Genomic DNA, 15056 nt, shown 5'->3' with positions numbered 1-15056 from the left:
ATCACTCGTATCAAGCATGCCCGGGAAAACCGCCACGGAACGTGACGGCCGTCGGCTATGATGGCGGGCGAACCGGCGGCTGGCCCGCCATGAAGGAACAGGTACGCATGAACCAGGTGACGTCGCACAAGCGCGACAAGCGTGTGGCCACTGCCCGCGAGGCACTGGCCGGGCTCGTAGCCGATAACCAGATCGTCGCCGTCGGTGGCTTCGGCCTCTGCGGTATCCCCGAGTTGCTGATCGAGGCCTTGCGCGATTCAGGCGTGAAGGGGCTCACCGCAGTCTCGAACAACGCCGGCATCGACGGCGTGGGCCTGGGCATGCTCCTGGCGACCCGGCAGATCCGCAAGATGGTTTCCTCGTACGTCGGCGAGAACAAGGAGTTCGAACGGCAGTTCCTGGCCGGCGAACTCGAGGTGGAGTTCACCCCGCAGGGTACGCTCGCCGAGAAGCTGCGCGCCGGCGGCGCCGGCATCCCCGCCTTCTTCACCCGCACCGGTTACGGCACCCAGGTGGCCGAGGGGAAGGAGACCCGTGAATTCGACGGGCAGATGTACGTCATGGAGCGTTCGATCGTCGCGGACGTGGCGCTGGTGAAGGCGTGGAAGGCCGACCCCTCGGGCAACCTCGTCTTCCGCAAGACCGCGCGCAACTTCAACCCCATGGTCGCCACCGCCGGCAAGGTTTGCGTGGCCGAAGTGGAGATCATGGTCGAGGTGGGCGAACTCGACCCGGACCAGATCCACACCCCGGGCATCTATGTCGACCGCATCGTGCACAACCCCGCGCCGTCCAAGCGCATTGAACAGCGCACCACGCGCGCCTGAGGAGAAGACCATGGCCTGGACCCGTGAACAGATGGCGCAGCGCGCCGCCAGGGAACTCTCCGATGGCGATTACGTGAACCTCGGCATCGGCCTGCCGACGCTGGTGGCCAACCACCTGCCGGATGGCGTGGATGTATGGCTCCAGTCGGAAAACGGCCTGCTCGGCATCGGGCCCTTCCCGACCGACGACGAGGTCGATGCCGACCTGATCAATGCCGGCAAGCAGACCGTGACCGCCCGCCAGGGCGCGGCGTTCTTCTCCAGCGCGGATTCGTTCGCGATGATCCGCGGCGGCCATATCGATATCTCGATCCTCGGCGCCATGCAGGTCACCTGCGAAGGCGACATCGCCAACTGGATGGTGCCCGGCAAGATGGTGAAGGGCATGGGCGGTGCGATGGACCTGGTCGCCGGCGTGAAGCGCGTCGTGGTGGTCATGGAACACACCGCGAAGGATGGCGGCCACAAGATCCTGAAGGAATGCACCCTGCCCCTCACCGGCAAGGGCGTGGTCGATCGCATCATCACCGAGCTGGGCGTGTTCGACGTGACACCGGGTGGCCTCGAACTGATCGAGCTGGCGCCTGAGGTGGATGTCGAGTCGCTGCGCGCTGCCACGGGCTGCGATTTCACCTCGAAGGTCTGAGAAGCATCGCGCGCAAGCGCGCTCCCATAGGATCATCAGGCGATCAGCTGTTGTGGGAGCGCGCTCGCGCGCGATGGCAGTCCCACAACACCCAATGGAATCGCTGGACCCGTGGGAGCGCGCTTGCGCGCGATAGCCCCGACCGACGACCCTAAAGAAAAAGGCCCCGGTCTCACGACCGGGGCCTTCAGAAGAAAGTCGCTCCGCAGAGGGTGCCTCAGCGTGGGCCTCGGGGGGGGAGGTAGGCCAAAACGCCGGTTGTTAGCACCGTTACGGAGCGAGGGGCACTACCGACCCAGGGGGAGGGGTTGGTGGTAGGCCGAGACGAATCATAGATTTCCTAGGAAATGTTCGCCAATATATCTTTCAGCGATCACTTATACGAAAAACCACTATGTTCGATTTGCGCCAACTGCGCTACTTCGTGGAAGTGGCGGAAACCCTGAGCTTCACCCAGGCAGCGCAGCGACTGCATATCTCCCAGCCGCCGCTTTCCCAGCAGATCCAGGCACTTGAGGCCGATCTCGGGGTGCGCCTGCTCGACCGCAACCGCCGCCGGGTGGCACTGACCGAACCGGGACGGATCTTTCTGGTCGAGGCCAAGGCGATCCTGGCGCGGGCGGAAACGGCGCGGACCGTCGTGACCGAGGCCGCGGCCGGGTTCACCGGCCAGCTCCGGCTGGCCTATGCAACCTCGGTATCTTTCCACAGGGCGCTTCCCGAAACCCTGCTCCGGTTCTCACATGCGGCACCGGGCGTCAGCCTGCACCTCGTGGAGATGCCCACCGGCGCCCAGTACGACGCCCTGCTCAGCGGCCAGATCGACGTAGGCCTGCTCCGCTCGCCGCCCGAGGGCATCGCCAATGCCCGCCAGCTGACCATGGAAGTCATCGACGAAGAGCCGCTGATCCTCGCCCTGCCCGCCGGCCACCGCCTCGCGAAGCAGGAGACGGTGAGCATGGCGGACCTCGCCCACGAGCGCTTCGTGGCACCACCCCGCACCGCCGCCGCCACGCTGATCGACCGCCTGACCCTGCTCGCCGGGAAGGCGAAATTCCGCCCCAATATCCGCCAGGAAGCCCAGCAGATCCCTTCCCTCTTGCCCCTGGTGGCGGCGGGCATCGGCGTGGCGCTGGTCCCGGCTTCGTTGCGCGCCGTGCACCTCGACAAGGTGGCTTTCGCGAACATCGACGACCCGGAGGCGTTCTGGTTGCTCGCGGTGGCCTGCCGCGTGGACAATACGTCCCCCGTGCTGGAAAGCTTCCTGCGCACGGTGCGCGAGGCCCGGACCAAGCTGGGGCTTGGCTGAAACGCGAATTGATTCCGGGGCTTGCGTTGGCCCGGCGGGATGGTTACAATCCCGTTTTTCCCGTATCTCATTTGTATCAGGAGCTGGCCGTGAAGGTGCTTTCTTCTTTGAAGTCCGCGAAGTCGCGTCACCGTGACTGCAAAGTCGTTCGCCGTCGCGGCAAGGTGTTCGTGATCTGCAAGTCGAACCCGCGTTTCAAGGCCCGTCAGCGCTAATCAGCCGCGATGGGTTCTACTTAAAAGGCCGCGCAAGCGGCCTTTTTTGTGCGCGCTGTTTGGACTGGGCTCGTGCTCAATTCCACGAGCAGGCTCGCCTTCGCCTTCGGCTTCGCGGGGCGGGCTCGGCTTACGCCATCGCTTCTAGCGCTCTGACGTCTCCGGAAAGAGCCCTTGGCGCCCACCCTCGCTGCTCAGACAGGTCCTCGTCGTTCGAAAAGGTGTGCCCCTCCGGGGCAAATGTACTTATTGCCCTACGGGCGCGAACCGGCAGCCGGGCGGGGCTTTTCTACGAGACGTCCCTGTCTCGTAGAAAAGGAACGCACATCCATGTGCGTCCCCCCTGCGGGGCTGTTTCCCGCCCGACTGCCTCGCCTGCGGAACTCGCCTCGAGGGTGGGCACCAAGGGCTCTCGGACGCACTGAGGCGGGTTGATGGGAAAGCCTCGCCGCGCCGGCGACCTGCAGGAGGCCACCCTGTGGCCGTCAGCTTTCGCCTCGATCGACATGGTCCTGTAGCGCTTTCGCGAAAGATGTCGCGCGCAAGCGCGCTCCTACAGGAGATCTGCGCAGGGCGTGGGGTATCGCGCGCAAGCGTGCTCCCACAACAGCATTGCCGTCCGGCCGCCATTCGCCTGTGGGAGCGCGCTTGCGCGCGATCACCTACAGCGCGATGAAGCGGTGACCAATCATCGAAGCGGCGTCGGCTCTCCCACCACCCAACCCCACCGCGTCCGAGAGCACTTGGCGCCCACCCTCGAGGCGAGTTCCGCAGGCGAGGCAGTCGGGCGGGAAATGGCCCGCAGGGGGTCGGCCATGGATGGCCGGCCCTTTTCGACGAGACAGGGACGTCTCGTCGAAAAGCCCCCGCCCGGCTGCCGGTTCGCGCCCGTAGGGCAATAAGTACATTTGCCCCGGAGGGGCACTCCTTTTCGAACGACGAGGACCTGTCTGAGCAGCGAGGGTGGGCGCCAAGGGCTCTTTCCCGAGACGTCAGAGCGCTAGAAGCGATGGCGTAAGCCGAGCCCGCCCCGCGAAGCCGAAGGCGAGCCCGATCGTCAGCTCGAAGCCGCGACCGGGTACGGCGAATCCGGGATGTCCCCGCTATCGCCCATGAAGACGCAGTTGCGGCCCGAGCGCTTCGCCCGGTACAGCGCGCCATCCGCCACCACCAGCAGGCGATGCAGCTCGAACCCGCACTGCAGCGTCGAGGCCACGCCGAAGCTCGCCGTCACCACCAGCTCCGGACGCGACGGCGTCGCCGACGTCGCCGAAATGGAAAGGCGCAGCTGCTCCGCACGTGCACGCGCCTGCGCCGGGCTGCAATCCGGCAACAGCACCGCGAATTCCTCGCCACCCAGGCGGCCAAACACATCGCACGCATGCAGCGCGCGCCGGCACACATCCACCGCCCGCTTCAACACCTCATCACCCACCGAATGACCCCACGTGTCATTCACGTTTTTGAAGTGATCCAGGTCGAACAGGATCAGGCAGGCACCGCGATCCGAACGTGCACCGTACGCCAGCACGCGCTCCGACTGCTCCACGAAATGCTCGCGATTGCAGATGCCAGTGAGGCCATCACGGCGCGCCATGCGCATGAAGCGCAGCTGCGAGCGGCGCAGGCGCAACACCAGCGCGACGATGCCCACCAGGCTCAGGCCCAGTACGAAGATGTACAGACGCCCGGTTTCCACTTCCTTGCGATCCAGCGCATTCGACAGGCGCAGGATCTCGTTCTTCTTGTTCAGCGTCTCGACTTCCGCCTTACGCGCGACCACCTGCTGGTCGACCAGCTGGAACGCGAGGCTGCGCGCGCTGATGTCGTCCAGGTAGCCCTTGTCGGCCGCCATGTACTGCTCGTGGTACGCCAGCGCGGACTGCGCATTGCCCACGCGCTGCTCCACTTCGAACAGCACCTTGTAGCCCACGCGGCGCGGGTCGGTGTATTCATCGCGCACCGCGCCAGCCACGGCGGAAAGCGCGTGCTTCCGCGCATTGGCCAGGTCATCCATGGCGAGGTAAGCGCTGGCGAGCGTCGCGTCGAATTCAGCCAGCAGGGTCGCGTAGTTCGTGTCGCGAAGGTCATCGCGGTGCGGGAGCAACAGGTCGATCGCCGCGCGCGGCTGTCCGTTGCGCAGGTAGAACATGCCGATATCGGAGCGCATGGCGTCGGCGAACACGGTATCGCCACTGCCTTCGCACGCTTCGATCGCCCCCTGGTACAAGGGCTCGATCGCCGTGAGGCGGCCTGCTTCGCGGCGCGCCCGCATCAGGTGCTGTACGCCCTTGCACTCGCTCTCGCCCGGCGGCGGTTCGTCCACCATCTGCCGGGCGTACGCTTCGGCGGCATCGAACTGGCCGGCCGAACTGAGCAGCTGCGAGGCCTCACCCAATGCGGCGAAACGCGCGCGGACATCGCGCACCGACGGCAGCAGTTCCTGCATCTGGTTGAGCCGGCGGAACGCATCCTCATAGCGATGCGCGATGCCGAGCAGGTTGATCAGGGTCGCCATGGCGCGGACGCGCAGCACGGAATCGGTGGCGGTATCGGCCACGCGATCGAGCAGGCCGCGCGCCTTGTCGTAGTCGCCCACCCAGGTCGCGCGCCAGCCTTCGAGGAAGGCCAGCTTGGCCGCGGTCGCATCATCCAGTTCGGCGCGTACTGGCTCGACCTGCCCGAGCAGGCGGGTGAAGCCATCGAAATCGGCGTGCTTGATCTGGTCCGCCTGGTCCAGCGTGCGGCTGGCCTTTGCCGATGTCGCGGCATCGGGTGCCGCATGCACGGCCGCCACGCCCAGGAAGGGCATGGCCAGCGCGAAGATAACCTGGCGAATGCAGCGACGCACGGCGGTCAGCGCTCCTTCGCCGGCGGGCTGCCGGGCCCCTTCTTCTTCAACGGCTCGTCGTTGTCGTCATCCTCATCGCCTTCGTCGTCCGGCGCTTCCTTCTCGCGCTCCGGACCATCCGGCATCTGGGTGGCGATGAACTGCGCGCCGCCAAGGAGGCGACGCAAGCCGTCGGCGTCGCCGTAGGCCAGCGCCTCGCGCGTCGCATCGTCGTCGATCCCCAGTTCGGTCAGCAGCGCCTCGCGGTCGGCCGGTGAGCCATGCCGCAGCGCCGCGTCCTGCCCGACGCGGGCGAGATAGTCCGTGACGTTTCCCATCGCACCTGTCCCTTGGGCTCAAAGGCCTTGCCTTCGGCCCGCGTGGCTCGCCTCCCCTCGAGGACGAATCATGGCGCGATCATACCGCCACCGGGCACGGCGCAGTAGTAGGCCACGTGGCCGGGACTAAAGGGTCGAGACGACCGTCACGGGCGCCGCGCGGTCAGGGCTCGAGGGCCACGGTGCAGTCGATCCCCTGCTTCGCCATCTTGGCGTAGGGGCACAGGCGCTCGGTGTGGCGGACCAGCTCCTCGGCCAGCGGCCGGTCGACCCCCGGCAGCGCGATCCGCACCTCGGCCACCAGGGTGAACTGGCCATCCACGGGATCACGGCCGAAGGTGACCTTCGCCTTCACGGCCGCATCCGGGATGGCGATGGACGAGCGATCCGCCAGCAGCTTCAGCGCCCCGTGGAAGCAGGCCGCAAAGCCGGCGGCGAACAATTGCTCGGGATTGGTACCGCCGCCCGGGCCGCCCAGGGCCGGCGGGAGGCGCAACGAGACGTCCAGTTCGCCATCCGACGAGCGCGCCACGCCCGATGCGCGGGCGTGGGCGGCCGCGCCACCGGTAACGGTGACGTCGGCCGTGTACAGCGGCTGGAAGACGTCACCGTGGTAACGATCCAGGAAGGAGACATGCGGCACCTTGGGTTCCATGGCGTGGGCGCCTCCTGTGGCGTCAGGCATGCGCACCCGGGGTCGGCCCGGCGAGCCAGGCATCCAGGCTCACCTTGCCGAGATGCGCGCCCGGGCCCGGCAGCAGCGAATCCTTGCCGATGACACCACCGAAATACGGCGCCGACGGATCGCCGGTCACGACGCGCGGGTCGCCCTTCGCACGAAGGAAACGCCGCACCAGCTCATCCATCGCGTACGCCTCGGGGCCCGCGATCTCGATATAGCCGTTGCGCGGCGGCTCCAGCACCGCCTCGGCGACGGCATCGGCCACGTCTTCCGCGGCGATGGGCTGGATGCCACCCGTGGAGACCGAGATCTCCGGGCCCTGCCCGCGCTCGTCGGCAATGCCGCCGGTGAATTCGAGGAACTGCGTCGCTCGGACGATCGTGTAAGGCACGCCGGATTCCCGGATGAGCTTCTCCTGCGCGTTCTTCGCTGCGAAATAGGCGTTACCGGGCTTGCGGTCGGTGCCCACGATGGACAGCGCCACGTGGTGCTGGATGCCGGCCTTCTTCTCCGCCGCAGCGATGTTGCCGCCGGCCGTGGTGAAGAAGTGCATGACGGCATCCGCGGCGAACGACGGCGAATTGGCCAGGTCGACCACGGTGTGGACGCCTGCCATGGCCGCGTCGAGGCCTTCACCGGTCAGCGTGTTCACGCCACTCGACGGTGACGCCGGCACGACGTCATGGCCCTTCGCGCGCAGGCGCGCCACCACCTTGCTGCCGATCAGGCCGGTACCACCGATGACCAGGATTTTCATGGCTGACTCCTCATGCCGGGTTCTCTGAAAGGAAAGGCTAGGCCCGGGCCCCGGTGACGGGTAGCCCCGGGCGTGACGTCACCGTGTTGCCACGGAGGCACCAATCCGGTTGTCATCGCCGCAATCGAAATCCAGCGCGCGGATGCCCGCGATCATGTAGTCCACGAACACGCGGATCCGCGACGGCATCTGCTGGCGGCTGAGGTAGCACACGTAGTGCCCACGATCCTCGGGCGCGTGCTGCGGCAGGCAGGCGACCAGCCGCCCGGTCTTCAGGTGGTCGCAGACCTGGTAGCCGGCCAGCTGGGCCAGCCCTTCGCCATCCAGCGCCGCCTGCAGCACGAGGTCGGCATCGTTGAACGACAGCATGGAGGCCGGGCGCACCTTGCGGTCACGGCCGTCTACGCGGAACTCCCAGTCGAACGTGCGGCCGCTCGCGAGCCGGTAGCCAAGGCACTCGTGGGCCGCGATGTCGTCGAGCGACATGGGTGCCGGGTTGCGCGCCAAGTACCCGGGCGAGGCGCAGAGGAACATGCGCATCGGCACGATCTGCCGGGCGATCACCTGGCTGTCTTCCATCCGCCCGTTGCGGAACGCGACATCCACCTGGTCGGTGATGAAATCGGCCGGCCGGTCGTCGAGCAGCAGCTCCACCGCCACGTCCGGATAGGCCGCGCGGAACCCATGCAGCAAGGGCGCCACCACGCGACGTCCGAAACCGACCGCCGCACTGATCCGCAGGCGCCCGCGCGGCGGGCCTTCGCGCAGCTCGCGCATGTCTTCCAGTGCCTGGGCGATGCGCTCGACGCCGGGCTGGCAATTCTCAAAGAACAGCGAGCCTTCCGGGGTAAGCGAGGTGCTCCGCGTGGTCCGCGAGAACAGGCGCGCACCCACCTGTTGCTCGAGCTTCTGCACGCTGCGGCTGACCGCGCTGCGGCCGATGCCGAGGCGATCGGCGGCGCGGGCGAAACTTCCCTCGTTCACCACGGCGATGAAAGCGATCACGCCGGCATAACTGGCGGAAAAGCTCGAGGTGAGTGCATCGGCGCCCACGCGGGCGCTTTGCGGAAACGGCGTGACATTCATGGGTGGTCTCCGTGGGCGCCGGCGCGCAAGGCACGCAGGCGTGTTCGGGCATCGTCGATAAGCTGGCGGCAGGTGTCGGCATCGCGACCGAGCAGCGCGGATACCTCGCCGATCGGCTTGCCCAGCACGTCGCTAAGCAGGAAGGCCACCCGCGGCAGCAGGGGAAGCTGCTGAAGCGCGGCCTGGAATTCGATCCATACGCGGTCGCAACCCTCGACACGGGCCGTTCCGGCATGGCGCTGCTGCGTGGCTTCTGGGGTGTCCATGCCATACAGACGCGGTAGCTCCCGCCGCTGTGACATGGCCATTGGTGCGTTACGCGCAACATCGTGCGGACGCCGCCGTGGCTACCGAATGCAAGGCACTGGGCCTAGCTTGGTGAGCGTCCCGCCCATGCCGGGCCCACCTTCCCTACCCCATGAGGAGCGATCCATGAGCAAGCGTCTCGATTACCAGCTGCAGTCGCCGGAATTCACCAAGAAGCTCGTCGAGCTTTCGATCGCGCAGCGCAAGGAAAGCAGCATCGAACCGGGCCTGAAGCACATGCTCGACCTGCGCGCGTCGCAGATGAACGGCTGCGGCTTCTGCGTCGATATGCATGTCAAGGAAGCTATTGCCGGTGGCGAACGCCAGCTGCGCCTCCACCACATCGCTATCTGGCGGGAATCGGACCAGTTCAGCCCGCGCGAGCGCGCCGCGCTGGCCTACACCGAGGCGCTGACCGACCTGAATCCGGAAGGCATCACGGATGAGCTTTACAAGACGGTGCGCGAGCAGTTCTCCGAAAAGGAACTGTCCGACCTGACCTTCGCGATCATGACGATCAACGCCTGGAACCGCGTGAACATCGCCTTCCACACCGTGCCCGGTTCCCTCGACAAGGCTTATGGCCTCGACAAGGTCGCCGTCGGCTGATCACCCGCACCTGGAGGACACACCCATGAAAACGCTCTTTGCGCTTGCGGCGTTCGGCCTGCTCGCCGCCTCGGCCACGGCCTGCGCCCACGAGGAACACGCCGCCACGGCCGTCGAGCCGAAGGTCACCCCGGTGACCCAGAAGGACATGCCGGATGTCCCGGGCAAGGAAATCGTCGTCATCACCGTCGACTACCCGCCGGGCGTCGTCGAGCACGTGCACCACCACGACGCGAACGCGATCGTCTACGTGCTCGAGGGCAACATCATCGAGGGCGTGAAAGGCCAGCCGGAGCAGCACCTGAAGGCGGGCGATACGTTCTACGAAGGCCCGAACGACACGCACACCATCGGCCGCAACGCCAGCCAGACCGAGCCGGCGAAGTTCCTGGTCTTCATCGTGAAGGACAAGAACAAGCCCGTCGTGCTGCCGGGTGACAAGGGCAAGTAAGCCCCACCGTTGAGCGACATCTTGTGGGAGTGAGCTTGCGAACGATGCTCGTCCGCGGACCCATCGTTCGCAAGCTCACTCCCACAGTCGCCTCATGGCCACCCTGGCTGAAGACGGCCACGCCCGCCCCGCCAATTCGGTCAAAAAGCGCAGGAACTTGCTGGACGCTTCCGACGGGCCGTGTCACAAAAGGCGTACCTGATCCGTCTGGTATGACATGACCGCCGCTACCGCCACTTTCACCGCCCTGCGGCCTCGCCTGCATGGCATTGCCTACCGCATGCTGGGTTCGGTTCCCGAAGCCGAGGATGTCGTGCAGGACGTGTGGCTGCGCTGGCATGGGACGGATGCCGACGGGATCGACAACGCCGAGGCCTGGCTGGTCGCGGCGACTACCCGCCGGGCGATCGACCAGCTGCGTGCCGCGCGCACGCGGCGCGAGCACTACGTGGGTATCTGGCTCCCGGAGCCGGTGCTGACCGACGACAGCGCCACGCCGGAGGACCTGCAGGAACTGGCCAGCGACGTCTCCGTGGCCTTCCTGGCCCTGCTGGAACGGCTGGCGCCGGAAGCGCGCGCCGCGTTCCTGCTGCGCGAGGTGTTCGACGAGGATTACCCGGAGATCGCGCAGGTGCTGGGCAAGAGCGAGGCCGCCTGCCGGCAGTTGGTGCATCGCGCGAAAGAACAGTTGCGTGACGAGCGCCCACGCTACGAAGTGAACCGTGACCTGCACGCCACCCTGGTCCGCCGTTTCGCCGGTGCGATGGCCTCGGGTGACTTCCGCTCCATGCGCGAGATCCTTGCGCCGGATGCCGTGCTGATGGGCGACGGCGGCGGCTACGTCAGCAGCTTCCCCAAGCCGATGGAAGGTGGCGTGCGCATCGCGCAGCTGCTCTATGCCCCGAGCATCCGCAACGACCGCGGCATGCGCGTGGAGATCGCCAGCGTCAATGGCGAGCTCGCCGTCATGCGTTACTTCGAGGGTGCGCTCGAATCGGTGCAGACCTTCGCCATCGAAGGCGGCAGGATCACGGCGATCCACGTGCAGCGCAACCCGGAGAAGCTGGCGCGGTTTGTTGCCAAGCAGGCGGGATTCGCACCGCTTTTGTAGGAGCGCGCTGGGATTGCGCGTTTATCCCCTCTTCGGGGGCGATGGATCTTGCGGTGCCCCCATCGCGCGCAAGCGCGCTCCCACGAGAGCGGCGGGTTACCAAGGTCCAGCAGGAGGGACAGGCCCCACAAGAACAAGGCCCCTTTCGGGGCCTTGGTTTTACTTGTAACGGACGCCCTTGATCTCGTACGTCTTCGTGCCGTTGGGTGCGTTGAAGTCGAACTCGTCGCCTTCGTTCTTGCCGATCAGCGCGCGCGCGATCGGTGAGCTCACCGCGATCAGGAACTTCTTGATGTCCGCTTCCAGGTCACCCACGATCTGGTAGGTGACTTCGGCCTCGCTATCCAGGTCGATCAGGTCCACGATCGCGCCAAACACGATGCGCGGCGCCACGGTAAGACGCTCCGTATCGATGATCTCGGAGTTCGACAGCGCGGCCTCAAGCTCGTTGATGCGGCCTTCGTTGAAGCCGTGCATCTCACGGGCGGCGTGGTACTCCGCGTTCTCCTTCAGGTCGCCATGCGCACGGGCTTCAGCCACGGCAGCCACGATCTCCGGACGCTTGACGCGCTTCAGGTACTCCAGCTCGTCACGCAGGCGGTCGGCACCGACCGCGGTCATCGGGGGACGGGTAGCGCTCATGCCTTCAGCTCCTTGTGCAGATCCTGCAGGCTGTTGACTTCCGGTTCCGCGTGGAAATCAAGCGAGTGCACCAGGGCACGCGCGCCTGCGACAGTCGTGGAATACGTGACGCGCTGCTGCAGCGCTTCACGGCGAATTGAGAACGAATCGGAAATGGCCTGCTTGCCTTCCGTCGTGTTGACGATATAGACCACCTCGCCGTTCTTGATCAGGTCGACGATGTGCGGACGGCCTTCGAGCACCTTGTTGATGCGCTCGGCCGGAACACCGTTGTCCTGCAGGAACTGCGCCGTGCCGGCGGTGGCGACCACGGTGTAACCGCGCGCCGCGACTTCCTGGGCGATCGGCAGCAGGCGATCCTTGTCGGCATCGCGCACGGACATGAACACCTTGCCCTTCGGCGGCGCCTTGATGCCCGCGGCCTCGTGGCCACGCGCGAATGCGGCGCCGAACGTACGGCCCACGCCCATCACTTCGCCGGTGGAACGCATCTCGGGGCCGAGGATCGGATCCACGTTCTGGAACTTCAGGAACGGGAAGATCGCTTCCTTCACCGAGTAGTACGACGGGATGATTTCCTTCGTGGCGCCCTGCTTCACGAGCGAGCTGCCGGCCATGGCGCGCGCGGCGATCTTGGCCAGCGACATGCCGGTGGCCTTGCACACGAACGGCACGGTACGCGAGGCGCGCGGGTTCACTTCCAGGATGAACACGTCATCGCCCTGGATCGCGAACTGGGTGTTCATCAGGCCGATGACCTTGAGCTCCTGCGCCATCAGCTTCACCTGGCGGCGCATTTCATCCTGCACCTCTTGGCTGAGCGAGTACGGCGGCAGCGAGCACGAGGAGTCGCCCGAGTGCACGCCGGCTTCCTCGATGTGCTCCATGATGCCGCCGATGAGCACGTTGCCCTCGGCGTCAGCGACGATATCGACGTCCACTTCCACGGCGTGGTCGAGGAAGCGATCGAGCAGCACCGGCGACTCGTTCGACACCTGCACGGCCTCGCGGATGTAGCGCGAGAGGTCGGCATCGGCATAGACGATTTCCATGGCGCGGCCACCGAGCACGTAGCTCGGGCGCACGACCAGCGGGTAGCCGATCTCGCGGGCCAGGGCCAGCGCTTCGTCGGCGTTGCGCGCGGTGCGGTTCGGCGGCTGCTTCAGATCCAGCTTCTGGATCATCTTCTGGAAGCGCTCGCGGTCTTCGGCCAGGTCGATCGAGTCGGCGCTGGTACCGATCACCGGCACGCCGGCGGCCTCAAGCGCACGGGCAAGCTTCAGCGGGGTCTGGCCGCCGTACTGCACGATGACGCCCTTCGGCTTCTCAAGGTCGACGATCTCGAGCACGTCCTCGAGCGTGAGCGGCTCGAAGTACAGGCGGTCGGAGGTGTCGTAGTCGGTCGAGACGGTTTCCGGGTTGCAGTTGACCATGATGGTTTCGAAACCATCCTCGCGCAGGGCGAGCGCCGCGTGCACGCAGCAGTAGTCGAACTCGATGCCCTGGCCAATGCGGTTCGGGCCACCGCCGAGGACGATGATCTTGTCCTTGTCGGTCGGGTTCGCTTCGCACTCTTCCTCGTACGTGCTGTACATGTACGCGGTGGTGGTGGCGAACTCGGCGGCGCAACTGTCGACGCGCTTGTACACCGGGCGCACGCCCAGGGTGCGACGCAGGTGGCGCAGCGCGCCCTCGTCGGTGCCGACCAGCTCGGCCAGGCGGGCATCGGCGAAGCCCATGCGCTTGAGTTCGCGCAGGCGCGGCTCATCCAGGGCGGTGAGGCCCTGGCGCTGCACTTCGCCTTCGGTCATCACGATGTCTTCGAACGCGGCGAGGAACCACGGATCGATGCGCGTGAGATCGTGCACTTCCTGCAGCGACAGGCCGGCGCGGAATGCATCGGCGACGTGGAAGACGCGATCCGGGCGCGGCTCGCGCAGTTCGCGCTTGAGCGTCTGGAAGCCTTCCTCGCTGCCGATGTCCAGGCCGGTCGGGTTGAGGCCGGTCTTGCCGATCTCGAGGCCGCGCAGGGCCTTCTGCATCGATTCGTGGAAGGTGCGGCCCATCGCCATCACCTCGCCCACCGACTTCATCTGGGTGGTGAGGCGGGCGTCGGCGGCCGGGAACTTCTCGAACGCGAAGCGCGGGATCTTGGTGACGACGTAATCGATCGACGGCTCGAACGAGGCCGGGGTGAGGCCACCGGTGATGTCGTTCTTGAGTTCATCGAGCGTGTAGCCGACGGCGAGCTTGGCGGCGACCTTGGCGATCGGGAAGCCGGTGGCCTTGGAGGCCAGCGCCGACGAACGCGACACGCGCGGGTTCATTTCGATGACGACCACGCGGCCGTCTTCGGCGTTGATGCCGAACTGCACGTTGGAGCCGCCGGTATCCACGCCGATCTTGCGCAGCACCGCGATGGAGGCGTTACGCAGGCGCTGGTATTCCTTGTCCGTCAGGGTCTGTGCGGGAGCCACGGTGATCGAGTCACCGGTGTGCACGCCCATCGGGTCGAAGTTTTCGATCGAGCACACGATGATGCAGTTGTCCGCCTTGTCGCGGACCACTTCCATCTCGAATTCCTTCCAGCCGAGCACCGATTCTTCGACCAGCACTTCGTGCGTGGGCGAGAGCTCGAGGCCGCGGCCGACGATCTCGACGAACTCTTCCTTGTTGTAGGCGATGCCGCCACCCGAACCGCCGAGCGTGAAGCTCGGGCGGATGATGGTCGGGAAGCCGACGGTGGTCTGGATCTCGAGCGCCTGCTCCATCGAGCGGGCGACGGCGGCCTTGGGGCATTCCAGGCCGATATCGGCCATGGCCTTGCGGAACAGGTCGCGGTCTTCGGCCATGCGGATGGCTTCGCGCGAGGCACCGATGAGCTCGACGCCGTAGCGCTCGAGCACGCCGTTGTCGGCAAGGTCGAGCGCGCAGTTCAGGCCGGTCTGGCCGCCCATCGTCGGCAGCACCGCATCCGGGCGCTCCTTGGCGATGATGCGCTCGACGGTCTGCCAGTTGATCGGCTCGATGTACACGGCATCGGCCGTGTCCGGGTCGGTCATGATCGTCGCCGGGTTCGAGTTGACCAGGACGACGCGGTAACCCTCTTCCTTCAGGGCCTTGCAGGCCTGGGCGCCGGAGTAATCGAACTCACAGGCCTGGCCGATGACGATCGGGCCGGCGCCGATGATGAGGATGGTCTTTAGGTCGGAACGCTTTGGCATGGTTTTTCTCGCGAATCGAAGGC

The 15056-nt window shown here is 66.2% G+C and carries 15 protein-coding genes; 7 read left to right on the top strand and 8 right to left on the bottom strand.

The genetic code is table 11. The features are described 5' to 3' along the window. The first annotated feature begins 107 nt into the window (after nt 1-107). The 4 genes from ACZ6YI_RS04230 to ykgO all read left to right on the top strand — a co-directional run bounded on the left by ACZ6YI_RS04230 (nt 108) and on the right by ykgO (nt 2997). A complete protein-coding gene (locus ACZ6YI_RS04230; protein WP_465777551.1) occupies nt 108-827 on the top strand; it encodes a CoA transferase subunit A in 720 nt (239 codons plus the stop codon). 10 nt (nt 828-837) lie between these two features. Next, the gene (locus ACZ6YI_RS04225; RefSeq protein WP_465777550.1) at nt 838-1473 is read left to right on the top strand and encodes a 3-oxoacid CoA-transferase subunit B; all 636 of its coding nucleotides are present in this window, start codon (nt 838-840) and stop codon (nt 1471-1473) included. Between the two features lie 394 nt (nt 1474-1867). After that, nucleotides 1868-2782, top strand: a complete 915-nt coding sequence (locus ACZ6YI_RS04220) for a LysR family transcriptional regulator (protein ID WP_440327923.1) — start codon at nt 1868-1870, stop codon at nt 2780-2782. Nucleotides 2783-2871: 89 nt separating this feature from the next. Further along, nucleotides 2872-2997, top strand: coding sequence for a type B 50S ribosomal protein L36 (gene ykgO / locus ACZ6YI_RS04215; RefSeq protein WP_029213509.1), 126 nt, complete (start codon nt 2872-2874; stop codon nt 2995-2997). Between the two features lie 1057 nt (nt 2998-4054). Here the strand turns inward: ykgO and ACZ6YI_RS04210 are convergent. The 6 genes from ACZ6YI_RS04210 to ACZ6YI_RS04185 form a co-directional block, all read right to left on the bottom strand. Beyond that, the gene (locus ACZ6YI_RS04210) at nt 4055-5848 is read right to left on the bottom strand and encodes a diguanylate cyclase (RefSeq protein WP_465777549.1); all 1794 of its coding nucleotides are present in this window, start codon (nt 5846-5848) and stop codon (nt 4055-4057) included. Between the two features lie 5 nt (nt 5849-5853). Further along, nucleotides 5854-6165, bottom strand: coding sequence for a hypothetical protein (locus ACZ6YI_RS04205; RefSeq protein WP_465777548.1), 312 nt, complete (start codon nt 6163-6165; stop codon nt 5854-5856). A gap of 163 nt (nt 6166-6328) precedes the next feature. Next, nucleotides 6329-6820 carry an Ohr family peroxiredoxin gene (locus ACZ6YI_RS04200; RefSeq protein ID WP_465777547.1) on the bottom strand — a complete coding sequence of 164 codons (492 nt, stop codon included), beginning with the start codon at nt 6818-6820 and terminating at the stop codon, nt 6329-6331. A gap of 22 nt (nt 6821-6842) precedes the next feature. Then, nucleotides 6843-7604, bottom strand: coding sequence for an SDR family oxidoreductase (locus ACZ6YI_RS04195; RefSeq protein WP_465777546.1), 762 nt, complete (start codon nt 7602-7604; stop codon nt 6843-6845). A 78-nt stretch (nt 7605-7682) separates the two neighbouring features. Beyond that, the gene (locus ACZ6YI_RS04190; protein WP_465777545.1) at nt 7683-8690 is read right to left on the bottom strand and encodes a LysR family transcriptional regulator; all 1008 of its coding nucleotides are present in this window, start codon (nt 8688-8690) and stop codon (nt 7683-7685) included. Continuing rightward, nucleotides 8687-8956, bottom strand: a complete 270-nt coding sequence (locus ACZ6YI_RS04185) for a sigma factor-like helix-turn-helix DNA-binding protein (protein WP_465777544.1) — start codon at nt 8954-8956, stop codon at nt 8687-8689. The genes ACZ6YI_RS04190 and ACZ6YI_RS04185 overlap by 4 nt, the downstream gene beginning before the upstream one ends. 166 nt (nt 8957-9122) lie before the next feature. On the opposite strand from ACZ6YI_RS04185, the gene ACZ6YI_RS04180 reads away from it, so the two are divergent. From ACZ6YI_RS04180 to ACZ6YI_RS04170, 3 genes are all read left to right on the top strand, one after another. Next, nucleotides 9123-9605: a carboxymuconolactone decarboxylase family protein gene (locus ACZ6YI_RS04180; protein WP_440327435.1), complete on the top strand. Its 483-nt coding sequence runs from the start codon at nt 9123-9125 to the stop codon at nt 9603-9605. 25 nt (nt 9606-9630) lie between these two features. Next, nucleotides 9631-10056, top strand: a complete 426-nt coding sequence (locus ACZ6YI_RS04175) for a cupin domain-containing protein (RefSeq protein ID WP_465777543.1) — start codon at nt 9631-9633, stop codon at nt 10054-10056. Nucleotides 10057-10273: 217 nt separating this feature from the next. Beyond that, nucleotides 10274-11167 carry an RNA polymerase sigma-70 factor gene (locus ACZ6YI_RS04170; protein ID WP_465777542.1) on the top strand — a complete coding sequence of 298 codons (894 nt, stop codon included), beginning with the start codon at nt 10274-10276 and terminating at the stop codon, nt 11165-11167. A gap of 159 nt (nt 11168-11326) precedes the next feature. Here ACZ6YI_RS04170 and greA read toward each other — a convergent pair whose 3' ends face one another. Together greA and carB are read right to left on the bottom strand one after the other, a co-directional pair. Next, on the bottom strand, nt 11327-11809 hold the full coding sequence (gene greA, locus ACZ6YI_RS04165; protein ID WP_440326577.1) for a transcription elongation factor GreA: 483 nt from the start codon (nt 11807-11809) through the stop codon (nt 11327-11329). Then, entirely contained in the window at nt 11806-15033 is a 3228-nt protein-coding gene (carB, locus tag ACZ6YI_RS04160; protein WP_465777541.1) for a carbamoyl-phosphate synthase large subunit, read from the bottom strand. Before carB ends, greA begins: the two co-directional genes overlap by 4 nt. Between the last annotated feature and the right edge of the window lie 23 nt (nt 15034-15056).

The organism is Luteibacter sp. NPDC104163 (genome assembly GCF_055584245.1).
The sequence above is the reverse complement of the archived record's forward strand: the minus strand, read 5'-3'. Positions and strand labels throughout refer to the sequence as shown.